This window comes from Microbacterium sp. (assembly GCF_047607225.1).
Taxonomy (GTDB): domain Bacteria; phylum Actinomycetota; class Actinomycetes; order Actinomycetales; family Microbacteriaceae; genus Microbacterium.
The window spans coordinates 73,621-94,602 of the sequence record NZ_JASGDO010000069.1; the positions used below are offsets into that span (position 1 = coordinate 73,621).

Here is a 20,982-nt window from a genome sequence, read left to right on the forward strand (position 1 = left end):
ATACCGCGCCCCTTCCCGCGGTTACATTCGCTCGAATAGAAACCATTCGTTCGGAGTCCTCGGACCGGTCGGGGATCCTCACAGGAGGTCGCGATGGCACACCCACAATTCGGGCTCGACACGTTCGGCGATGTCACGATCGACGGCGCGACGGGGGAGCGCGTAAGCGACGCTCAGGCGATCCGCGACACCGTGGACCAGGCCGTCCTCGCCGACGAAGTGGGGCTCGACTTCTTCGGGGTGGGGGAGCACCACCGCGCGGAGTTCGCCATCTCCAGCCCCGAGATCGTCTTGGCGGCTGCTGCGGCACGCACCGAGCGGATCCATCTGGGGACGGCCGTCACCGTGCTCTCCAGCGACGACCCGGTCCGAGTGTTCGAGCGGTTCTCGACTCTGGACGCCGTCTCTCGCGGCCGTGCCGAGGTGATCCTCGGCCGCGGCTCGTTCATCGAGTCCTTCCCGCTGTTCGGGTACGACCTTCGCGACTACGAAGTGCTCTTCGAAGAGAAGCTCGAGCTGTTCGCTCAGCTGCTCGATGAGAAGCCGGTGACGTGGCAGGGAACGACGCGGGCCGCCCTGTCCGAAGCCGACGTCTTCCCGAAGACCGAGAACGGACTCACCGCCTGGGTGGGGGTCGGCGGATCTCCCGAGTCGGTCGTCCGGACGGCGAAGTACGGCTATGGGCTCATGCTGGCGATCATCGGTGGGTCGGCGGCACGGTTCCGACCGTTCGTCGACCTCTTCCACCATTCGCTGGCCGAGTTCGGTCACGATCGGCGCCCCGTGGGCATCCACTCACCCGGTCACGTGGCCGACACCGACGAGCAGGCGTGGGAGGAGCTGTACCCCGCGATGGAGGCGAACCGCAACGCCATCGGCGCGGAGCGCGGGTGGCCGCCATACAGCCGCCTCCAGTTCCAGCACGACGTCGGACCGGAAGGCGCCGTGTACGCGGGCTCCCCGGAACGCGTGGCCCAGAAGATCGCCGCGACCCTGCAGACGCTCGGAGCAGACCGCTTCGACCTCAAGTTCTCCAACGGCACCCTGTCGCACGACCGGCTGATGCGTTCGGTCGAGCTCTACGGCACGCAAGTGGTGCCGCGAGTGCGAGAGATCCTCGCTGGCGCGGCCGCCTGAGCCGCCGGGGACGCACCCTGCCGAGGCGTCGGGAGTCGAGACACCGCGTAGGCTGAGCGTCATGTCCTCGGTTCGGTTCGTCGCCATCGGCGACTCCTTCACCGAGGGCGTCGGAGATGAGCTCCCCGGCGATACGAGCCATCCGGAAGGCTACGTTCGCGGCTGGGCCGACCTCGCCGCGCAGGGCTGGGCGACCTCGCGCGGGGAGCCGATCGCGTACGCCAACCTCGCGATTCGCGGGAAGCTCGTGTGGCCCATCGTCCGCGATCAACTGGAGCGGGCACTGGCGCTGCGCCCCACGCATCTCTCCTTCAACGGCGGCGGCAATGACATGCTGCGCCCCCGCACCTCCATCGCACACATCGCCGACGCCTTCAGCCACGTGCTGCGGCGCTGCGACGAGGAAGGGGTCACGCTCATCCTCCTCTCGGGTGCGAACCCCGCCGCCGGGCTGCCGCTGGGGCGAGTGATCCAGCGTCGGGGCGACCTGATGTCGGCCGCCGTGCTCGACCGCGTCGCCCACCGCGACGACGTGATCCGCGCGCTCAACTGGCCGGACAAGGAACTGTCGGGTCCGTCGTACTGGTCTGAAGATCGCCTCCATATGAACGCCCGCGGCCACCACCGCGTCGCGGCACGTGTGTTGGAGGCGGTGGGGGAACGGCCGCCGGAGACGTGGTGGGATCTCCCGGAGTGGCCCGACGCGGCACGGTTGCGGCGCAGCGAGTACTTCCGCGAGCACCTCGGGCCCTGGATGCGACGACGCCTGACGGGCACGTCGTCGGGAGACGGTCGCGAGCCCAAATACCCAGAGTGGATCGAGATTCCCCCGGGCTAACCACAGCCGCCGCTGCGCTGTCAAGGGAGCAGACAGCGCGCCCACGCCGCCGTCACGATGGGTCGCACCACCTTCGTGATTGGAGTGCGTTATGAGCATCGGTGCCGGAATCGCCCTGTTCGTGATCGGAGCGATCCTCGTGTTCGCCGTCGATGTGGACGTGCAGTACGTCGACCTCGACATGATCGGCTACATCCTGATGGGCGCGGGAGCGGTCATCTTCGTGATCGGCATCATCCTGCTGGCGCGTCGTCGTTCCACCGAGTCCGTCACCCGCACCGTCGATCCGGCGGCCGGAGAGCGCGTGACTCGCACCGAGACCAGCACATCAGGAGACTCCACCGTCTGACGACGGGGAGGAGAGGGCGACCGCCGTGGCGCGGTCGCCCTCTCCCTTGTCAGCGCTTACGCGGCGGCTTGGTCCATCCGATGTGCGCACGGGTCCGGGATCGCTCGATGACGATGAAGACCGCTCCGGCGACCCACAACGGGATCTGCGTCAGGAAGGCGAGGCGGAACGCATCCATCGAGTAGGTCGCCGGCGTGCCGGCCCCCTGGAGGTCCAGAGCCAGTCCGATCGCAAAGACGGCGATCAGCGCTGCCAGAAAGCCCCCGGCGTTCGTGAGCCCGGTTGCCGTGCTGAGCCGGTGCGCGGGATTGTGGGTGCGGGCATGATCGAATGCGATCATCGACGCCGGGCCACCCATCGCGAGTGCAATCGCGAGCGCGTACAGAAGCCAGTGCGGCGCGGCACCCGGCCACACGATCACGGCCACCCACGCGATGAGCTGCACGGCGATGGCGGGAAGCACCAGGACGCGCGAGCGGAGGTGCGGCACGCGGCGGGAAAGCTCACCCATGATCGGCCCCAGCGCCATACCGACGATCACATAGGTGGAGATCACCGCACCGGCGGCCGTGCGTGAGAGCCCCTCGCCGGCCGTGAGGAACGGCATGCCCCAGAGGAGAATGAAGGCCGAGCCGGCGAACGGCGTCGTGAAGTGTGACCAGAACGCCAACCGGGTGCCGGGGTGTGCCCATGCCGCGCGGATTCCCACGCCGGTATCCACCGACGACGTCACGACGCGGATCGCCCCGGTGTCGGTGTTGACGCTGACGTCGGCGGCGAGAGCGGCAGGGCGATTGCGGATGAGGGCGAAGACGAGCACGGCGAACAGCACCCCGAGACCCGCGATACTCCCGAAGGCGATGCTCCACGACGTGGCGTGGAGGAAGGCCGCCAAGGGAACGAGAGCAAGGAGCTGCCCGCCCTGACCGACGATGCCGGTCAGCTGCACCATGAGCGGCGCGCGCTGCGCCGGAAACCACAGGGCGATGAGCCGCAGAACGCCTGGGAACACCGCGGCGTCGCCGGCGCCGAGCAGAACCCGGGCGAGGATCGCGACGCCGACGCTGGGGGAGAGGGCCATCGTCAGCTGGCCGGCGGCCATGAGGATCATCCCCGCCGTCATGATCGGACGTGCGCCGTAGCGGTCCAGCAGCACCCCGACGGGGATCTGCATGCCGCCGTACATCGCGAGCTGGACCACGGCGAACAGCGACAGTGTCGCCGCATCGGCCTGGAAACGCTCGGCGGCGTCCACGCCCACCGCCGCGAGCGAGGTGCGATTGGTGATCGCGAGGACGTACGCCGCCACGCCGACGGTCCAGATGAGCCAGGCCCGCGCCCCGGCGACGCGCGGGGCAGGGGAGACGGTCACGACTCCACGTTACCCACCCCGGACGGAGCGGGTCGTCCGCGACGCTCTAGGTACGTCGCTCGTGACGGCGGGGGAGCAGACGCGCGGGAACGTGCGATACGGGCGTCCACTCACAGGTGAACGATCCGCGGTAGCCGAAGAGGAACCCGAATCGCTCGTTGTGCACCTCCAAGTCCACCTGGAACCGCCCCTCGGCATCGTCGAACCACTCGCGCAAGCGCGCGCGGCCGCTGAAGACGAGAGGGAACGGGAAGGCGACGGGCCCTTCGTAGAACCGTTGCGCGTGCGAGGTCAGCACGAGCGCCCCGTCGTCGTCCACGGCGAGATCCAGATCCACCGCGAGGTGTTGATGGGTTCCCAGGTAGTCGACGATGCGGCCGGCGTCGTGCACCATCGTGGCATCGAAACGCCGCCGTCGAGTACCGATCGTGTACTCACGGACGAAGGTCACGGTCTCCCGGCCATACGGGTCGAGATACGCGTAGTTCTCGATGACGAACGGGACGTCGGTTCCGGTGTCGGGGATCAGGATGTTGCGGAGTCTCCCGATCTGGAGGAATGGCACCGTCCACCATGGTCCTCGTCGGATCCGCGTCATGACGCCGCGCCCGATGCAGGCCTCGCCGCGATCGAGCCCAACGCCGAAGCGTCGCTGGAGCTGAGGGTGGAGCCGGCTGAAATCCTCGCCCATCGCGCGTTCGAAGATCGACGTCATCGCGCCGCCTCAGGGGAGGGGAGCGAGGCCAGCGTCGCCGGCGCATCGCGTAGGTGATCGCCGCGTCGGGGGCCGCCCTCGGGGGAGCGGCGGCACCGTGCCGCGCGCGGACGCCGCGGGTTCCAGAACCAGAGCACGCTGCGCAGCGGCCAGTCCTCCGGTTCGTCCCCGCGCTCGATCCAGATTCTCAGCCGATCGAAACTCCACGCCGTGGCCCAGCCGAGGACCGGCCGAGCCACCACGTCGGCCCAGTGCCCCCACCCGGGCGTGTAGTCGTAGCCCGTGATGAACCGCGTGCCTCCGTCAGCCGACGGCAGGTAGCGCCAATATCCGCGCCCCGCACGGATCGGGGAGATTCGGTCGCGGGTGAAGAACTTCAGCGCCGAGGTGCGGCTGCCGTCAGGACGGGATCGCTCGCCGATGCTCACGCCGACACCCTCGACCGTATGAAAAGGAACGCGTCGTGCGTACGTGAACGACTGGACGCCCGAGGCATCGGGCTCCGCCGGCGTGATGCGGGAGAAGCGAAGGTCCCATCGCGAATGCTGCGCCGCGTCCTGCGTGCGTCTCCACACCTTTTCAATCGGAGCGGAGATCTCGATCTCCACGTAGATGGCGCGCGGGGTCACTCCTCGACATTACCGAGATGATCCGCACGATGAGGGGACCGGAGCCTGTCACGCGAGTTTCCGTGAGCTGACATAATGTGCATTATCGGCTATTGCACTCTACGGGCGTCACGCCGCATCCAGACCGATGAAGCGGCGGAACTCCGCGACTCCGCTGACCTGGATCGGCTCGCCGCGCACGAGATCCTCGGCGGTCAGCACGAGCCGTCGTGATACCGCAGCCTCACCACGTCGCGCGAGACGCTGCCGTCCGTCGTCGCGATAACCGACCTTCCGACTCACCGCGAGCGACGCGGCGTTGTCCACGAACGCACCGGATGTCACCTCGACAGCGCCGAGCTGGTCGAACACGAAGGCGCAGATCGCCTGACGCATCCGGGTTCCGATGCCACGGCCGTGGTGTTCGCGTCCGAGCCATGATCCGGTCTCACCCGTCCGTGTCGTGAGGTACTCCCGCGTAAAGAATCCTTGTGTCCCGACCACAAAGCCCTCATACTCCACAGCGAACTCGAGCGACCACGCCGAGGGCGACCACCGGGCACGCGCGCCCCAGTGATACTGCGCCAGCTGATGGGGAAGCTCGTCGGCGGGAGCATCGGTCCACGGAAAGTGGAACGGGCATGACGGCTGGGTCGTGGACTCCGCGGGCGGCGAGATCGATCAGGGCGGGAAGCACGCCGTCGGTGATGGGCGTGAGGACCACGGGTCCCGCTTCCACGCGCAGCCCGAACGGAGGAAAGACGGCAATGAGGTCCATGAGCCCAGTCTGCTCCTCCACCGTCGGCGCAACGCGCCTCTCGTCCGGGCCTAGGCTCGAACCATGTGGGACGCACTGACCGGCTTCGTCGTCGTGGGTCTCGCGATCGCTCTCGGTTGGCTGCTCGGACGGATCGACCTCCTCGGACCCCACGCGCGTCACGTGCTGGGCAGACTCACGTTCTTCGTCCTGTCGCCTTTCCTCTTGTTCGTCGTCCTCGCGCAGGCCGACGTCCATACCCTCTTCTCGGCCCTCCTGCCGGTCTCGGCGATCGCCGCGGTCGCCGTGTTCGCGATCTACGCACTCATCGCGCGCCTCTGGTGGCGGCGGAGCGTCGGTGAGACGCTCATCGGCGCCCTGTCGTCGGGTCAGGTGAACTCGAACAACATCGGCATTCCGCTCTCGCTGTACCTCCTGGGCAGCGCGGCATACCCCGCGCCGGTCATCCTCATGCAGCTCGTGATCTTCACCCCGATCAGCATGGCGATCTTCGAGGCCGTCTCCACGGGCCAGCGACGCCCCGCGGCGATCCTTCGCAGAACCGCGACCAACCCGATCGTGGTCGGATCGGTGCTCGGCATGCTCGTTTCCGTCTCGGGGATCACGCTTCCCCCAGTCGCCATCGAGCCGTTGCTGCTGATCGCGAATGCGTGCGTCCCCGTGCTGCTGATCTCTTACGGCATCTCCCTGCACGGGCAGCGTGTGCTCGGGGTACCCGGGCGGCGTCGCGACGTGCTCGTCGCGAGCGTCCTCAAGCTGGCGGTGATGCCCGTGGTCGCCTGGTCGGTCGCCGCGCACGTACTCCACCTCTCCCCTGCCGATGTACTCATCGTGACCGTGTTGGCGGCGCTGCCCACCGCGCAGAAATCCCCTGGGCGCAGCCCGAGGACTACGCTGGAACCGTTCTCTCACAGGGATTTCTCAGAAAGGCGCTGCCATGTCTACCGCTACCTCATTCGAGAAGGACGCCGTGACCGGCATTCGCGTCACGCTGGGCCTTGCCGGCCTCCTCACCCTGATCGCCGGGATCCTGATCCTCGTCTGGCCGGGTCAGACCGCCGCCGTGGTCACGGGGATCCTCGCCATCTACGTCATCGCCACCGGGCTGGTCTATGCCGGACTCGGGATCTTCAGCAAGACCAAAGGCGGGTGGGTACGCGTCGGCCACATCGTCCTCGGTCTGCTCTTCGTCGCGTCGGGCATCATCGCCTTCGCGAACCTTGCGGCCACCACTGTGTGGCTCGCCGTCTTCGTGTCGGTCTTCATCGGCATCGCGTGGATCGTGGAGGGCGTCGTCTCGCTCTCGACGCTGGGCGATGCCAAGTCGAAGGCATGGACGATCCTCTTCGCGATCGTCAGCGTGATCGCCGGTGTGTACCTCCTGTTGTCGCCCCTGTGGGCAGCCGTCGTGCTCTGGTGGCTTCTGGGGATCATGCTCATCGCGATGGGCGTGCTCAATCTCGTGCGCGCGTTCACCTTCGGCAAGTAGTCCCTCTTACGACGCGGTGGCCCGGAGGAACATCGTCCTCCGGGCCACCGCGTCGCATCTGCAGGAAGCGTCACTGGCCCCCGAACGAGCTCACATCACCGATCAGTCGGGTGTTGTCGGCGGGGATGGGTTCGACGGCGGCAAGAGCGACCTGCTCGGCGAACTCGGAGACGTTGTAGAGCTTGCCCGCCGATTCGCGGCGCGACTCGATCGCTCCCGGATTGGCCCGCTCGAGAAGCGTCGCGGTGATCGTCCCCTCGATCATGTCGCCGGAGACGACGACGAACCCGATGCCCCGTTCCGCAAGAGCCGGGATCCGCTCACGCAGGGCGTCTTCACCGGCGCGCTTGGACAGTGCGACGACCTCGTACTCCGGCATGGTCGGAGTGGTGCGGATGAAGTGGGCCTGGTGACTGGTCACGAACACCACGCGGGAGCCGTCGTCGAGGAGGGGAAGGGCAGCATCGAGGACGCCGAGCTGCGCGTCGCGGTTGAGCGTCATGGCGTAGTCCTCGGCCATGCCGCCTTCCATGCCACCCGAGGCGTTGAGCACCAGGATGTCGAGCGAGCCGAACCGTTCCTTCACGGCAGCGAACATCTCCGCGACCGAGTCGGAGTCGGTGAGGTCTGCACCGACCACGAGCACTTCGACCCCCAGATCACGCAACTCCGCCGCCAGCTTCTCGGCGCGCGGCGCCTTGTTCCGGAAGTTGATCACGACGTTCGCGCCGGCCTGGGCGAAGTAGCGCACCGTGTCGGCGCCGATACCCCGAGAGGAGCCGGTCACGAGCGCGGTGCGACCGGCAAGGGCGCCGGCGGGAATGGGCTGAGACATGGCGTTCAGCCTATCAATCGCCCGTCCCCGTCCCTGCGTCGCACCGGGGTGTTAGGGTTCGAGAGAGCGCTCGCGGAAGGAGGCAACGGTGTTGCCTGACCTCACCCAATACCTCTGGATCGTCTGGCTCGTGCTCGCGCTGCTGTTCGTCATCATCGAACTGCTGACGCTGGAGTTCACGTTCCTCATGCTGGCCGGGGGCACGCTCATCGGCGGCCTCGGGGTCGACCTCCTCGGCGGCGCCTGGTGGGCACAGGTTCTCGCCGCGGCCGCCATCGCAGCGCTCCTCCTCTTCACGATCCGCCCCCTGCTCTTGCGCGCCCTCCATCGGAGCAGTCAGCCGCAACCCACCAACGTCGATGCCCTCTACGGTCTGGGCGCGCGTGTCCTGGCCCCCTTCACCGACGCCGCCGGATCGGTCAAGCTCGACAACGGCGAGACGTGGACCGCGCGGCTGATAGGACCCGACCCCGGGCTGGACGTCGGCTCACGCGTGGTCGTCACCGCGGTGCGCGGCGCGACGGTCGAGGTCGCTCCCGCAGAAGCCCCACCCCTGCCCACTGACCCCACCCCCGGAGAGAGGAGCGCGGACTGATGCCCATCGACCTCGGCGCATTCATCGGACAGATCTTCATCATCGTCCTCCTGGTCGTCGTCGCGATCTTCGTGATCGTCGTCGTCTTCCGATCGATCCGGATCATCCCGCAGGCCTACGCCGGCGTCGTCGAGCGTCTGGGCCGCTACCAGCGCACCCTCTCCCCCGGGCTGAACCTGCTCGTGCCGTTCATCGACCGGCTCCGGCCCCTCGTCGACATGCGGGAGCAGGTCGTCTCCTTCCCGCCGCAGCCCGTGATCACCGAGGACAACCTCGTAGTCTCCATCGACACGGTGGTCTACTTCCAGGTCACCGACGCGCGCGCCGCGACGTATGAGATCGCGAACTATCTGGGCGCGGTGGAGCAGCTGACCACGACGACTCTCCGGAACGTCGTCGGCGGGCTGAACCTGGAAGAGGCGCTCACGAGTCGCGACGAGATCAATGGCCAGCTGCGCGTCGTCCTCGACGAGGCCACCGGCAAGTGGGGCATCCGTGTCTCGCGCGTGGAGCTCAAGGCGATCGATCCGCCCCACTCCATCCAGGACTCGATGGAGAAGCAGATGCGCGCCGAACGGGACCGCCGTGCAGCGATCCTGACGGCCGAAGGGTCGAAGCAGTCGCAGATCCTCGAGGCCGAGGGGCGACGCCAGGCCGAGATCCTCCGCGCGGAGGGCGACAAGCAGGCGGCGATCCTGCGTGCTGAAGGTGAAGCAGCCGCGATCACGTCCGTCTTCCACGCGATCCACGCCGGTCAGCCGGACGACAAGCTGCTCGCGTACCAATATCTGCAGACGCTCCCGAAGATCAGCGACAGCGCGTCGAGCAAGCTCTGGATCATCCCGAGCGAGTTCACCGAAGCGCTCAAGGGACTCAGTTCCGGCTTCGCCGCGAAGATCCCGCCGGTCGCTCCAGCGGGCGCAAACGACGGCTCGGGCGAGCCGCCGGCCGCGCCCGCAGCCCGCACGACCCCGTCCGCCTGATCGCCGCGTGACACATCCCTGGTTCCTCCCGGATCGTCCGCGCGTCCTGGCGCACCGCGGCTTCGTGCCCGATGACGCCGAGGGGGTCATCGAGAACTCGCTGGCCGCGCTGGCCGGGGCTCATGCCGTCGGGGCCGAGTACGTCGAGTCCGACTGTCACCTGACCGCCGACGACGTCGTCGTCCTCCTGCACGACCCCGACCTCCGACGGGTCGCCGACGACCCACGGCGCGTTCGAGACGTGACGGTGCGGGAGCTCGAAGAGCTGATGTCCACGCGCGGTGGTCTCGTCACCCTCGCGCAAGCGCTCGACGGCTTCCCCACGCTCCGATTCAACCTCGACGTCAAAGCAGCCGACGCTGCCGAGCAGGTCGGCCGCGATGTCGCACGGCACTCCGACAGGGTACTGCTGACGAGTTTCTCCGACCGCCGTCGACGCTTGGCCCTCGACGCGGCGCGCGCCCGGGGCGGCCGACCGGCGACGTCCGCGGGGAGCAGCGTGATCGCGCGTACCCTCGCGGCCGTCGCCTCTCGCTCGCCTCGGCTCGTCCGTCGCGCCCTGCACGGTGTCGACGCCGTGCAGGTCCCTCTCCGGCAGGGCCCCCTGCCCATCGTCCGTCGGCGCTTCGTCGACGCGGTCCACGATGCCGGAGTCGAGGTGCACGTGTGGACGATCAACGACTCCGATCGCATGGCTGAGCTTCTCGATCTCGGCGTCGACGGGCTGGTCACCGACCGCGCGGACCGGGCGCTGGCCGTCGTCCGATCGCGGTCCTGAGGAGCTAGGCTCCGGCACTCACAGGGCCGACGCGCCAGGGCGCCCGGGCATTCTGGGCATCGGCTGTGAAAGCGGCGACCAGAGCGCCCGTTCGGATGACGCGCACAGGTCAGGGCGTTATACCTGACGAGGACGAGAGGACCACACAATGGCAGATCGCAGCCTGCGCGGCATGCGGATCGGCGCATCCAGCCTACAGAGCGAGGATGGCGTCGTTTTCCATGAGCGCGCGAACTTCACCTACGTGTGCACGCAGTGCTCACGTGAGACCGTCATGACCTTCGCCGCCGACGCGGAAGCCCCGGAGGTCTGGGAGTGCCGCACCTGCGGCGCCGAGGCCGTGCTCCGTGTGGGAGACACGGTCGTCGAGGTGGATCACTCCGGCGACAAGACGCCGCGAACCCACTGGGACATGCTGATGGAGCGCCGGACCATCCCAGAGCTCGAGGAGCTGCTCGAAGAGCGCCTCGCTCTGCTGCGCGCCCGTCGCGGCGGCGAGGAGAAGGCACGCCTCTCCGCGTAACGCACACGACATCGATGACGCCGGTTCCCGACGAGGGAACCGGCGTCATCCTTGTGCGGACGACCGTGCGCGACGGATCGCGAACACACCCACGACGCCGAACGCGAGCACACTTCCCCATCCGAGAAGCGCTTGAACAGCGGGGCCGATGATCACCGCCGGGGTCAGACCGGTCCGGAGCGGCACGTCGGTGACCATGGCGCCCGGCGCGCCCGCGGCGAGGGACTGGACCGTGGACCCGTCGGGGCCGATGACCTGACTCGTGCCGACGGTCGAGAGGTTGACCACGGCCCGCCCGGTCTCGATCGCACGCATCCGCGCAAACGCTAGCTGTTGGAGGTTCTCATCGGTGTCACGGAAGTCGGCGTTGTTCGTCTGGAACATGTACACCTCCGCGCCGTCGCGCGCCCCACTCCAGATGACGTCGTCGTAGATGACGTCGAAACAGATCGCCAGGCCCACCCCGACGCCGTTCACGTCGAAGTACGGGGGGTTGGTGCCGGGCGTGTACTCCCGCTGGATGAGGCCGATGAGATCGGGGGCGAGCTTCTCGAAGAACCACCGGTCGGGAACGTACTCCCCCATCGGCACCGGGTGACTCTTGTCGTGGAAGGCGACAGGGTTGCGCTCACCGACGCGCCACAGCATCGACGTGTTGAACGTCTGGTCGCCGCGCTGCGTAGCCGCGTTGACGATGAGAGGCGCGTCGAACTCGCCCGACAACCGATCCAGGACCCGGGCGACCGAGGCGTTCCGCGTGGGGTCCGCGTCGATCCCGCCCTCCGGCCACAACAGGACATCCAGATCTTGCCCCGCGAGTTCCGCCGTCGCATCGAGCTGCGACTGCAGCACGGCGTACGGTTCCCGCTCGTCGAAGTAGCCCGCCGGGCCATTCCCCTGCACAGCGCCCACGCGTATCGTTCCGGCGTCGGAGGTGGGGAACTGGGGAACGAGCACGAGCGTCGCGAGCACGAGCACCGCGGGCGCCATCCTGACCGGCGTGCGCCACACGCGCAGGCGGACGATCTCGACGACGGCTGCGACAACGAAGACCATCAGGAAGGTGAGCCCGGTCACGCCGGTCCAGGAGGCAATGTGAGCGAGCGGGCTTTCGGCCTGGCTCATCCCGATCCTGCCCCAGGGAAAGCCCGTGTACGGCCAGGCACCGAGCCACAGCTCGCGAGCCGTCCAGACCCCCGCCACCAGGACAGGAAGCAGCACCAAGCGAGGCCAGACGCCGGCACAGACACGTGGCAGCCAACGATAGGCCAGCGCGATCGCGATGGCCCCGATCGCACTCAGCAGCGTTTCGATACCGGCCAGGGCGAACCACGGGACGACGCCCAGATAGCGAGTGATCCACACGATGTGAATCAAGTAGAACGACGCCGCGAAAGCGAACCCGACGACGAAGGCGCCGCCCGCCGAGCGGCCGATCAGCGTCACGAGCGATGCCCCCACTCCCACGAAGGCCAACGGCCACCAGCCGACGTCGGGGAAGGCGAGGTCGAGGATCGCTCCGCCCGCGATCGCGACGAGGACCGCCGCCCACAGCGGCAGCAGGGGACGGGGATCGGAGCGCACGTGACGAGCCTATTCGAGTGGATGGAAGGTGGCGGAGGTCAGACCGTGGAGTACGCGACGATTCCCCGCCGCACGCCGTCCAGCGCCGCCCGCGCGGTGGTGGCGACGGGCGGCTGCGCCACGAGGGAGAGCTGATCCAGCAGATCGATCGTCTGCTTGGCCCAGCGCACGAAGTCGCCGGCCGCGAGATCGGCCTCCTCAAGCACACGCTCGAGCGCCACACCGCGCGCCCACGAGTGCATGGCCTGCGCGAGCCCTGTCGAGAAGGCCTCGGAACCGGGGAGATGGTGTTCGCGCTCGATGTCGTCGAGCACGGCCCACAACTCCTGCGTGCGATGAAGCGCGGTGCGGAAAGCGCCGCGAGGAAGTCGCGGATCGCTTGCATCATCACGGCGCGGCTCGTAGACCAGACAACACGCGAGCGCCGCAAGCGACGGGGCGTCCAGCTCGTTCCACAGCCCGCGACGCAACGACTCGGCCACCAGGAGGTCACGCTCGCCGTAGATGCGACGCATGGTCGCGCCCGCCGAGGTCAGCCGCGTGATGCCCGTGTCGTCCCGCTCCACATAGTCCAGAGTGGTCAGGACATCGACGACGCGGTCGAAGATCCTGGCCACCGTCCCCGTCCTCGTCTCGATCTGATGGCGGAGCTTCGTCACCTGACGCGAGAGCTTCGCATGGCGCTCCCCCCAGCGCGCGTGGTTCTCGCGGTCGGGGCAGGAATGGCAGGGATGCCGCTGGAGCGCACGACGCAGCGACTGGATCTCGTTCTGGCGATGCTGACGCGTCTTCGCAGAAGCCGTGCGGTCGGCACGGTTGAGCTTCTCGGCCTCACTCAGGCGCCGCCGCAGCTCCGCGTACTCCACGAAGTCGCCACGGTCGCAGGCCATCGCCTTCTCGTAGCCCGCGAGGGACTGCTCCGCCTCTTTCACCTGCCGGGCAAGGCCGACCACGGCCCGGTCGGCCTGGAACTGGGCGAACGACGACTCCAGGATCTCGCGCGCGCGGGGCCGTCCGAACTGGTCGATGAGGTTCACGGCCATGTTGTAGGTGGGGCGGAAGCTCGAGTTGAGCGGATAGGTCCGTCGCGAGGCCAGGGCCGCGACCGACTGCGGGTCGAGTCCCTCCGTCCACTGGATGACCGCATGCCCCTCGACGTCGATCCCTCGGCGACCGGCGCGACCGGTCAGCTGGGTGTACTCCCCCGCCGTGATGGCGACGCGCGCTTCCCCGTTGAACTTCTCGAGCTTCTCCAGCACGACCGTGCGTGCCGGCATGTTGATGCCGAGCGCGAGCGTCTCGGTCGCGAAGACGGCCTTCACGAGCTTGCGCTGAAAGAGCTCCTCGACGATCTCCTTGAAGGCCGGGAGGAGGCCGGCGTGATGGGCCGCGACTCCGCGCTCCAGGTTGTCGCGCCACTCCCAGAAGCCGAGGACCGCCAGATCTTCGTCGTGGAGGGTGCGCGTGCGCTCGTCGACGATCTGCCGGATCTCGTCACGCTCCTCCCGCGAGGTGAGCCGCACACCAGACCGTCGCACTTGTTGCACGGCGGCATCGCAACCGACGCGGCTGAAGATGAAGAAGATCGCCGGGAGGAGGTTGGCGCGCCCGAGCAGCTGAACCACCTCCGGTCGGTCGAGGCGTTCGATGCGATGGACGTTCGAGGGACGCACGGGGCGGGTCCCGCCGCGCTGCGGCCTGCGGCGTGTCGCCTCGTACGACGGCTGCGAACGCATCTGTTGCGCGCGCCGATTGTTGTCGAAGCGCGATCCGGTGAACGAGCGGATCCGCATGAGCTCCTGATTGACCTGAGCCGTGGCCACGCCGGCGCGATCGTCGAACAGGGGCAGAAGGTCGCCGCGGACGAGCACATGCTGTTCGAGCGGCACCGGTCGGGTCTCGGAGACGATGACCGCCGTGTCTCCCCGGACCGTGTCGAGCCAGTCTCCGAACTCCTCGGCATTGGAGACCGTTGCCGAGAGCGAGACCAGACGTACCTCGGGGGGAAGGTGGATGATCACCTCTTCCCAGACCGCACCGCGGAAGCGGTCGGCGAGGTAGTGCACCTCATCCATCACGACATAGCGCAAGCCGCGGAGCGCGGGCGAGTCCGCATAGAGCATGTTGCGGAGCACCTCGGTCGTCATCACGACGATGCGGGCATTGCCGTTGATGTTGGTGTCGCCGGTGAGCAGTCCCACCTCGGTCTCGCCGTACACCTCTTGGAGCTCGCGAAACTTCTGGTTGGACAAGGCCTTCATGGGCGTCGTGTAGAACGCCTTGTCTCCGGGCGCGCGCATGGCCAGGTGAATCGCGAACTCGCCCACGATCGTCTTGCCCGCGCCCGTGGGTGCGGCCACTAGGACGCTCCGCCCCTCCTCCAGTGCATGGCATCCGGCGACTTGGAACGGGTCGAGGTCGAACCGCTGCGTGTCGGCGAACCAGGTCGTCACCGGGTGCGCACGAGCGGCCTCTGCCCGCGCGAATCTCTCGGCCGGGTCGGTCACGCAGCCGTACCCAGCTCCGCAACGGTCCGCTTCGCGCGACGCCGGTCGAAGAGCATCGACAGGCCCGCCGCGGCGAAGAAGAGCACCACGAGGATCCCGGCCAAGAGGAAGGTGGAGACCACGTCTGCGGGAGGTGTCGCGATCGCGGCGACGACGACGGCGACCACGACCGCCACCCGCCATGCCTTGAGGATCGCTTTGCCCGAGATGATCCCGGCGAAATTGAGCGCGACGAGGAAGACGGGGAGCACGTACGCGATTCCGACGATGAGCATGAGCTTCAGGACGAAGTCGTAGTACGTGCGCGCTTCGTAGAAGGCCGATGTGCCTTCGGGGAGGAAGTCCGCCATGAGCTTGACGATGTTGGGCATCACGAGGATGCCCGTGAGCGCCCCGGCGAAGAACAGCGGGATCGCGGCGAGAAGGAACCCGACGGTGTAGCGGATCTCCTTCCGGCTGAGGCCCGGCATGATGTAGGCCCAGATCTGCCACAGCCACACCGGTGCCGCGAGCAGGATGCCGATGGCGAAGGACATGCGCAGCTTCAGGTCGAAGGCACCGGTCACGGTCGTGTACATGACCTCGACCTTCGCCTCCTCGCCGCGTGCCATCGCGATCTCGCGCACGGGGCGCGTGATGAACTCCATGAAGGGATCGGTGAGGAAGTAGGCGATCACCATCGCCACGACGATGGCGGCGGCCGCAATCAACAGCCGGTTGCGCAACTCCACGAGATGCCCCGCGAGGGACATCCGTTTCTCGCGTCGATCAGGACGCGGCTTCTTGACGCGGGGGCGGGTCGTCCGCTCGGTCACCACGCTCCGTCGTCAGGAGGACGTGCGCGGGGAATCGCCCGTGTCGGCGCGAGAGGCGGCCGGCTCGCTCAGCGGCGTCGCGACCGTCGGTGCCGCTGTCGACGCGATGTCGGCCGGCTTGTCGTCGTCCTTCATGGCCTTCATCTCACCCTTGAAGACGCGGGCGGACTGACCGAGGCTCTTGGCCAGGGCGGGCAACTTGGCCGCACCGAACAACAGCAGAACGACGGCGAGGATCAGCAGCCACTGCCACCCATGAGGTCCCATGATGATCTCTTCCCGTTCGGAATGGAGGTAGGGCCAGTGTAACCGACCGGCACCCGCAGAGACTCAGTGATACTGCGCGAGCCCTGCCTCGGCCCACGCTGCCACGGCACGGCGCGCCTCCTCGGGCGAGCGGACCTCCACCTCGCCACCGTGACGGGTGGCCACCCGCTTGAGCGAGCGCTCGTCCGCCACCCGGATCTGAGCACTGCGGATGTCGCCCTCCCCCGTCACCGAAGAGGCATCGAGGTATTCGGCGAGCAGGGGCAACGTCGCGGCGCGTACGCGCAGGTCGACCACGGCATCGGTGTCGCTGGGTTCGAACAGCTCCGGCACGCGCTCACCCCCATGAGAGATGGGGATGTCACTCAAGCGCACGTCGGACACACGATCCAGGTGGAACGTCCGCATCGCCTCGCGGAGATGACACCACCCCTGCAGGTACCACTGCCCGGACGCGATGTGGACCTTGACCGGGTCGACCGTGCGCGTCGTGACCGGGGAGTCGGGTGCCTTGTAGGTGAACGTGACGGCGACGCCCGCTCGCACGGCATCGGCGACCGTCACGCGCACGTCGTCGACGGCCTCGGGGGCGACGATCACCTCGGCAGGCACTCCCGAGGCCCCCCGCGCGAGCTTGGCGAGCAGACCTTGAACGACGCCGCTGTCCCCGACGCCGGGGAGGCTCGCCGCGAGCTGGAGACCGGCCAGCAGCGCGGCTGCTTCCCTCGCCGTCAGCCGCGGTGTGCGCTCCAGGCCCACCGTGTTGGTGATCGAGATGACGCCGTGCTGGTCCAGCAGGTCCCAGTCGATGTCGAACAGGTCGTTCGCCATCTGCCAGAAACCGCTGTCGCCGGGCAGCCCGATGACGGTGAGCTTCTCGACCATCGTGCGCATCTGCGCTTCGGTCACCTCGAACTCGGCGGCCGCTTCCGCGAGCGACACCTCCCCCTTGCCGATCAGATAGGGGACCAGCTGCAGGATGAGGGCGGCGCGATCGGTCGCCAACAACGGCTTGGCGTTCACGTGGGGCTCCCCCCATGGAGGTCGAGGGTGCGTTGGAGGCGACGAATGACCTTGGCACGCAGATCGGCGGGTTCCACCACACGCACCTCGGGACCGTAAGAGGCGAGCTCGTCGGCGAAAACCTCGGCATCGACGTAGGGCACCCGGATCCCCTGCTCCGCTGTCGCGCCCCGGCGTGTCAGACGCAGCGCCGCCTCGGTGCCGGGGTCGACCTCCAGGAGCGCCCGTTGCCGATCGGCCACCTCCCGCAGTCCCCGCAGGGCGCGGTCGCCGGCGCCGTCTCGCAGCGCGGGGTCGAACTCGCGTTTGGTGATCCGTACGTCCGAGGACACCCGCGACAAGAGGAAGGTGCGCTCGGCCTGCTGATCGAGATCGAACCCGAAGACGTGCCATCGCCCCTCGTACTCGACGAGAGCCAGGGGGCGAAGCCGACGTCGCCGCGCCGCATCCTCCCCCGCCTTGACGTAGTCGAACTCGACGACCCGTGCCTGCTCGATCGCACGCTGCAGAGGAGCGAAGGCGGGCTCTCGCAGGTTGATCCGCGGCGAGTAGCCGATGATCGGCGCATCGACGTCGTTGCCGAGTGCGCGGATCTTGCGCAGCCCGCTGCGCGCCTGTGCCGACATGGAGCTCTCGCTCCACACGCCTCCGGCCAGATTGAGGACGGCCAGCTCCGCCGGAGTGAAGTCGATGTCCACGGGGAGCTCGTACTCGCTCGTGGGAACGCGATAGCGCGCCTCTCGGAGATCGTCCGGATCGGAGTAGTCGCCGATCGTCTCGATCGGGACGCCGAGCCCGCGGAGGTTCTCCTTGTCGCGCTCGAACATCTTCTCGAGAGCGTCCTTGCTCGCGCCTGCGTCGACCTGTTCGCGGTACCCCGACACCGAGGAGAGGATGGTGTCTTTGGTCAGACCCTGCTCGGTGGCCAAGAGCGCGACGACGAGGTTGACCAACCGCTCCTCGGGAGCGATGCGCGTCGATTCGGTGGCCACGCGATTCATCCTAGGTCGATCCCGGCAACCCCGGTCAGCGGCCCGCCGCGTGGAACCGCCGGCGGCGACCGGAGGCGACGGGCGGTGGTGACGGGCGGTGGTGACGTACGCGGGGATTACTGAGATGTGGCCGGCTTCTGGTCGACGCCGAGCACGTCCACGACGAACACGAGGGTCGCGCCACCGGGGATCGCCCCGCTGCCCTTCTCGCCATACCCGAGCTCCGGCGGGATGACCATGAGGAGCTGCGATCCCACTGTCGCTCCCTCCAGCGCCTTCGCGAAGCCGGGGACGACGCCATCAAGCGTCACGACAGCGGAGGCTCCGGACTCCCACGTGGAGTCGAACACCTTCCGATCGGCCCACGTGACGCCGGTGTAGTGCACGCGGATGGAGTCGGCGTTCGTCACCGCGGGGCCATCGCCGCGCTTGAGCACCTCGACGGCGAGGTCGGACGGCGGCGCAGCATCCGGGACGATGATGCCGGGGGCACCCGAGGGAGCGAGCACCACCGACGGCATGCCGGGGCGATCGTTGTACTGCGGCGCTCCGTCGGCAGCGGCGAGGTAGACGCGCTGGAGGTCGAGCACCACGGCGATCGAATCCCCCTCGCCCAGACCCATGCTCGATGCCGCCTCGGGTGAGACCGCGTCGACCGGCATGGCGCCCACGATGCGCGAGCCCTCGGTGGCGCACATCATCATGTCCGCGAGGCCCGCGTAGTGCTCACGCCAGCCCGAGAGGGGGCGCGCCTCCGTCGGCGTGGCCACGAGCGTCTCTCCCGTCGCGCCATTGGCCAGCGTGATGGAGAACGCCACGTCCTGCGTCTCGGCGGTCACCCGGGTGCCGGTGCCCACCGTCTCGTCCACGAAGGAGGTGCGGGAGACGTGCACGGGGTCTTTGACCGAGAGCGTCGGCTTCCCGACCTCTCCGGACGCGGCGATGAGTCCCAGAGCGCTCGAATCGGCGTGCGGACGCTCGCAGGACGCGTTCGAGGTGGACGAGGAACAGCCCACCAGCGCGAGGGCGGAGAGCCCGAGGACGGCGACAACAGCAGAGATCCGACGCAGCACCGGATCAGTCTACGTCGTCACCCGTCGCGTTCTCGGTCACCTGCCGGGCACCGCCCGCCGCGCGCTGGGCTTCCCGCATGCGCTTGCGAAGGTTCTTGTCGGTGATCTCACGATCCCCGACGGCACCCGGAGTCCAGATCTCGACGTCCTCGTCGGAGTAGCTGGGCTTCTTCGCCGCCCGCTTGCGCACGTCGGGCGGGATGGCGCCCGGCGCCAGACGTCGCGCCGTGATGAGGAATCCGGTGTGGGCGACCATCCGATGGTCGGGACGGACGGCCAGCCCTTCCACGTGCCAGCCCCGCACCATCGTCTCGGTGGCCTCGGGCTCGGTGAACAGCCCCGTGCCGCGGAGATACTCGGCGACGCGGCTCAACTGCGTCGCCGTCGCGATGTAACAGAGCACGACCCCGCCGGGGGCCAGGGCGTCGGCGGCGACATCGATGCACTCCCACGGAGCGAGCATGTCCAAGACGACCCGATCCACCGATCCGGGCCGGACCGTGGACGGCAGGTGCTCGACGAGATCGCCGACCACGACGTCCCAGTTCTCCGGCACGTGCCCGAGGAAGGTCTCGACGTTGGCCTTCGCGACCTCGGCGAACTCCTCCCTCCGCTCGTAGGACGTGAGCGTGCCCTCGGCGCCGATCGCCCGGAGAAGCCACAACGACAACGCGCCCGAGCCGACACCCGCCTCCACGACGCGGGCGCCCGGGAAGATGTCGGCAGCGGCGAGGATCTGTGCCGCATCCTTCGGATAGACGATCGCCGCCCCTCGCGGCATCGACATCACGAAGTCGCGCAGGAGCGGCCGCAGGGCCAAGTAGTCGTGGCCAGCACTGTTGCTGACGACGGATCCGTCGGGAAGGTCGACGATCTTCGCGTGCGGAAGGACACCGTGATGCGTGTGCAGTTCCCCGCCTTCGCGCAGGGTCACGGTGTGCATGCGCCCCTTCGGACCGGTCAGCTGGACGCGGTCGCCGTAGCGGAACGGGCCACGGGGACGGAGGTCGGTGTTCACGCGCGGGCCTTCCGGTGGTGTCGGTCGAGGGCATCGGCGAGGTCCTGCGGAGTGCAGCCCTCCAGGGTCGGCCAGATCTCGGCGACACCCGAGCCGGCCAGTGAGACGACGTTGGGGACCCCGATGGTCGTCACTCCTGCAGCGACGGCGGACCGTGCGCCGTTGGGCGAGTCCTCGATCGCGACACACTCCTCGGGAGCCACTCCGAGGGCCTCGCAGGCCTGCAGATACGGATCGGGGAAGGGCTTGGGGCGCGGGACGTCGTCGCCGCCGATGACGAGGTCGAAGGCCTCGAAGTCGATGAGCTCGACGATCTCGGTCGCCATGCGCCGTAGCGACATCGTCACGAGCGCCGTGCGCACACCCGCGTCGCGCAGGTCGCGCAGGAGCTGGCGCGCACCGGGGCGGAACGGAACGCCCTCGCGACGGAGCGAAGCACGAACCTCGTCGGTGAGGCGGTCGACGATCTCGGGCACCGCCAGCCGCACACCGGCTCGCTGCAGGACGCGTGCGGCGTCGTCCAAGCCGAGCCCCACCAGTTCCAGCGACTTCTCGTGCGTCCACTCGCCGCCGAAGCTCTCCACCAGGGGGCCTTCGGCGGCCATCCAGTACGGCTCGGTGTCGACCAGGGTCCCGTCCATGTCCCAGAGAACGGCGGCGGGGAGGACGGAACTCATCGTTCCATCGTATCCAGCAGGCGCCG

At 68.3% G+C, this 20,982-nt stretch carries 22 protein-coding genes and 1 pseudogene; 9 read left to right on the forward strand and 14 right to left on the reverse strand.

The features are described from left to right. Positions 1 to 93: 93 nt before the first annotated feature. From QM591_RS14425 to QM591_RS14435, 3 genes are all read left to right on the forward strand, one after another. Positions 94 to 1,137 (forward strand): LLM class flavin-dependent oxidoreductase, encoded by a 1,044-nt coding sequence (locus QM591_RS14425; protein ID WP_415133266.1) that lies wholly within the window; start codon positions 94 to 96, stop codon positions 1,135 to 1,137. Positions 1,138 to 1,198: 61 nt separating this feature from the next. Next, complete coding sequence (locus QM591_RS14430) at positions 1,199 to 1,975, forward strand: SGNH/GDSL hydrolase family protein (RefSeq protein ID WP_415133268.1); 777 nt, start codon at positions 1,199 to 1,201, stop codon at positions 1,973 to 1,975. 91 nt (positions 1,976 to 2,066) lie between these two features. After that, positions 2,067 to 2,324: a DUF6458 family protein gene (locus QM591_RS14435; protein WP_415133270.1), complete on the forward strand. Its 258-nt coding sequence runs from the start codon at positions 2,067 to 2,069 to the stop codon at positions 2,322 to 2,324. Positions 2,325 to 2,373: 49 nt separating this feature from the next. Here QM591_RS14435 and QM591_RS14440 read toward each other — a convergent pair whose 3' ends face one another. The 4 genes from QM591_RS14440 to QM591_RS14455 form a co-directional block, all read right to left on the reverse strand. Next, the gene (locus tag QM591_RS14440) at positions 2,374 to 3,696 is read right to left on the reverse strand and encodes an MFS transporter (protein WP_415133272.1); all 1,323 of its coding nucleotides are present in this window, start codon (positions 3,694 to 3,696) and stop codon (positions 2,374 to 2,376) included. Positions 3,697 to 3,742: 46 nt separating this feature from the next. Beyond that, a complete protein-coding gene (locus QM591_RS14445; RefSeq protein ID WP_415133275.1) occupies positions 3,743 to 4,411 on the reverse strand; it encodes a DUF4166 domain-containing protein in 669 nt (222 codons plus the stop codon). Next, complete coding sequence (locus QM591_RS14450) at positions 4,408 to 5,040, reverse strand: SRPBCC family protein (RefSeq protein ID WP_415133277.1); 633 nt, start codon at positions 5,038 to 5,040, stop codon at positions 4,408 to 4,410. The genes QM591_RS14445 and QM591_RS14450 overlap by 4 nt, the downstream gene beginning before the upstream one ends. Positions 5,041 to 5,148: 108 nt before the next feature. Next, on the reverse strand, positions 5,149 to 5,697 hold the full coding sequence (locus QM591_RS14455; RefSeq protein ID WP_415133341.1) for a GNAT family N-acetyltransferase: 549 nt from the start codon (positions 5,695 to 5,697) through the stop codon (positions 5,149 to 5,151). Between the two features lie 163 nt (positions 5,698 to 5,860). On the opposite strand from QM591_RS14455, the pseudogene QM591_RS14460 reads away from it, so the two are divergent. After that, positions 5,861 to 6,598: pseudogene (locus tag QM591_RS14460) on the forward strand (AEC family transporter); the annotation flags it as partial. Between the two features lie 136 nt (positions 6,599 to 6,734). Then, the gene (locus QM591_RS14465) at positions 6,735 to 7,286 is read left to right on the forward strand and encodes an HdeD family acid-resistance protein (protein ID WP_415133279.1); all 552 of its coding nucleotides are present in this window, start codon (positions 6,735 to 6,737) and stop codon (positions 7,284 to 7,286) included. A gap of 70 nt (positions 7,287 to 7,356) precedes the next feature. Here the strand turns inward: QM591_RS14465 and QM591_RS14470 are convergent, their stop codons facing one another. Next, positions 7,357 to 8,121: an SDR family oxidoreductase gene (locus QM591_RS14470; protein ID WP_415133281.1), complete on the reverse strand. Its 765-nt coding sequence runs from the start codon at positions 8,119 to 8,121 to the stop codon at positions 7,357 to 7,359. A gap of 88 nt (positions 8,122 to 8,209) precedes the next feature. On the opposite strand from QM591_RS14470, the gene QM591_RS14475 reads away from it, so the two are divergent. From QM591_RS14475 to QM591_RS14490, 4 genes are all read left to right on the forward strand, one after another. Continuing rightward, entirely contained in the window at positions 8,210 to 8,716 is a 507-nt protein-coding gene (locus QM591_RS14475; protein WP_415133283.1) for an NfeD family protein, read from the forward strand. Beyond that, complete coding sequence (locus QM591_RS14480) at positions 8,716 to 9,699, forward strand: SPFH domain-containing protein (RefSeq protein ID WP_415133285.1); 984 nt, start codon at positions 8,716 to 8,718, stop codon at positions 9,697 to 9,699. The genes QM591_RS14475 and QM591_RS14480 overlap by 1 nt, the downstream gene beginning before the upstream one ends. Positions 9,700 to 9,706: 7 nt before the next feature. Then, positions 9,707 to 10,477 (forward strand): glycerophosphodiester phosphodiesterase family protein, encoded by a 771-nt coding sequence (locus QM591_RS14485; RefSeq protein WP_415133287.1) that lies wholly within the window; start codon positions 9,707 to 9,709, stop codon positions 10,475 to 10,477. Between the two features lie 148 nt (positions 10,478 to 10,625). Further along, a complete protein-coding gene (locus tag QM591_RS14490) occupies positions 10,626 to 11,000 on the forward strand; it encodes an RNA polymerase-binding protein RbpA (RefSeq protein ID WP_415133289.1) in 375 nt (124 codons plus the stop codon). A gap of 45 nt (positions 11,001 to 11,045) precedes the next feature. Here the strand turns inward: QM591_RS14490 and lnt are convergent, their stop codons facing one another. The 9 genes from lnt to QM591_RS14535 all read right to left on the reverse strand — a co-directional run bounded on the left by lnt (position 11,046) and on the right by QM591_RS14535 (position 20,956). Next, positions 11,046 to 12,584: an apolipoprotein N-acyltransferase gene (gene lnt / locus QM591_RS14495; protein WP_415133291.1), complete on the reverse strand. Its 1,539-nt coding sequence runs from the start codon at positions 12,582 to 12,584 to the stop codon at positions 11,046 to 11,048. Positions 12,585 to 12,622: 38 nt separating this feature from the next. Then, positions 12,623 to 15,091: a DEAD/DEAH box helicase gene (locus tag QM591_RS14500; RefSeq protein WP_415133293.1), complete on the reverse strand. Its 2,469-nt coding sequence runs from the start codon at positions 15,089 to 15,091 to the stop codon at positions 12,623 to 12,625. Beyond that, the gene (gene tatC / locus QM591_RS14505) at positions 15,088 to 15,843 is read right to left on the reverse strand and encodes a twin-arginine translocase subunit TatC (RefSeq protein WP_415133295.1); all 756 of its coding nucleotides are present in this window, start codon (positions 15,841 to 15,843) and stop codon (positions 15,088 to 15,090) included. The genes QM591_RS14500 and tatC overlap by 4 nt, the downstream gene beginning before the upstream one ends. Before the next feature lie 75 nt (positions 15,844 to 15,918). After that, positions 15,919 to 16,173, reverse strand: a complete 255-nt coding sequence (gene tatA, locus QM591_RS14510) for a Sec-independent protein translocase subunit TatA (RefSeq protein WP_415133297.1) — start codon at positions 16,171 to 16,173, stop codon at positions 15,919 to 15,921. Positions 16,174 to 16,236: 63 nt separating this feature from the next. Then, positions 16,237 to 17,196: a helix-turn-helix transcriptional regulator gene (locus QM591_RS14515; RefSeq protein WP_415133299.1), complete on the reverse strand. Its 960-nt coding sequence runs from the start codon at positions 17,194 to 17,196 to the stop codon at positions 16,237 to 16,239. After that, positions 17,193 to 18,188 carry a helix-turn-helix transcriptional regulator gene (locus tag QM591_RS14520; RefSeq protein WP_415133301.1) on the reverse strand — a complete coding sequence of 332 codons (996 nt, stop codon included), beginning with the start codon at positions 18,186 to 18,188 and terminating at the stop codon, positions 17,193 to 17,195. The genes QM591_RS14515 and QM591_RS14520 overlap by 4 nt, the downstream gene beginning before the upstream one ends. Before the next feature lie 116 nt (positions 18,189 to 18,304). After that, positions 18,305 to 19,261, reverse strand: a complete 957-nt coding sequence (locus QM591_RS14525) for an FKBP-type peptidyl-prolyl cis-trans isomerase (RefSeq protein ID WP_415133303.1) — start codon at positions 19,259 to 19,261, stop codon at positions 18,305 to 18,307. Positions 19,262 to 19,265: 4 nt separating this feature from the next. After that, entirely contained in the window at positions 19,266 to 20,279 is a 1,014-nt protein-coding gene (locus QM591_RS14530; RefSeq protein WP_415133305.1) for a tRNA (adenine-N1)-methyltransferase, read from the reverse strand. After that, the gene (locus QM591_RS14535; RefSeq protein WP_415133307.1) at positions 20,276 to 20,956 is read right to left on the reverse strand and encodes an HAD family hydrolase; all 681 of its coding nucleotides are present in this window, start codon (positions 20,954 to 20,956) and stop codon (positions 20,276 to 20,278) included. The genes QM591_RS14530 and QM591_RS14535 overlap by 4 nt, the downstream gene beginning before the upstream one ends. Positions 20,957 to 20,982: the final 26 nt, after the last annotated feature.

Coding starts and splice junctions, on each gene's coding strand:
- QM591_RS14425 (WP_415133266.1), top strand. CDS start 94: ATGGCACACCCACAATTCGGGCTCGACACGTTCGGCGATGTCACGATC.
- QM591_RS14430 (WP_415133268.1), top strand. CDS start 1,199: ATGTCCTCGGTTCGGTTCGTCGCCATCGGCGACTCCTTCACCGAGGGC.
- QM591_RS14435 (WP_415133270.1), top strand. CDS start 2,067: ATGAGCATCGGTGCCGGAATCGCCCTGTTCGTGATCGGAGCGATCCTC.
- QM591_RS14445 (WP_415133275.1), bottom strand. CDS start 4,411: ATGACGTCGATCTTCGAACGCGCGATGGGCGAGGATTTCAGCCGGCTC.
- QM591_RS14465 (WP_415133279.1), top strand. CDS start 6,735: ATGTCTACCGCTACCTCATTCGAGAAGGACGCCGTGACCGGCATTCGC.
- QM591_RS14470 (WP_415133281.1), bottom strand. CDS start 8,121: ATGTCTCAGCCCATTCCCGCCGGCGCCCTTGCCGGTCGCACCGCGCTC.
- QM591_RS14480 (WP_415133285.1), top strand. CDS start 8,716: ATGCCCATCGACCTCGGCGCATTCATCGGACAGATCTTCATCATCGTC.
- QM591_RS14490 (WP_415133289.1), top strand. CDS start 10,626: ATGGCAGATCGCAGCCTGCGCGGCATGCGGATCGGCGCATCCAGCCTA.
- tatC (WP_415133295.1), bottom strand. CDS start 15,843: ATGTCCCTCGCGGGGCATCTCGTGGAGTTGCGCAACCGGCTGTTGATT.
- tatA (WP_415133297.1), bottom strand. CDS start 16,173: ATGGGACCTCATGGGTGGCAGTGGCTGCTGATCCTCGCCGTCGTTCTG.
- QM591_RS14535 (WP_415133307.1), bottom strand. CDS start 20,956: ATGAGTTCCGTCCTCCCCGCCGCCGTTCTCTGGGACATGGACGGGACC.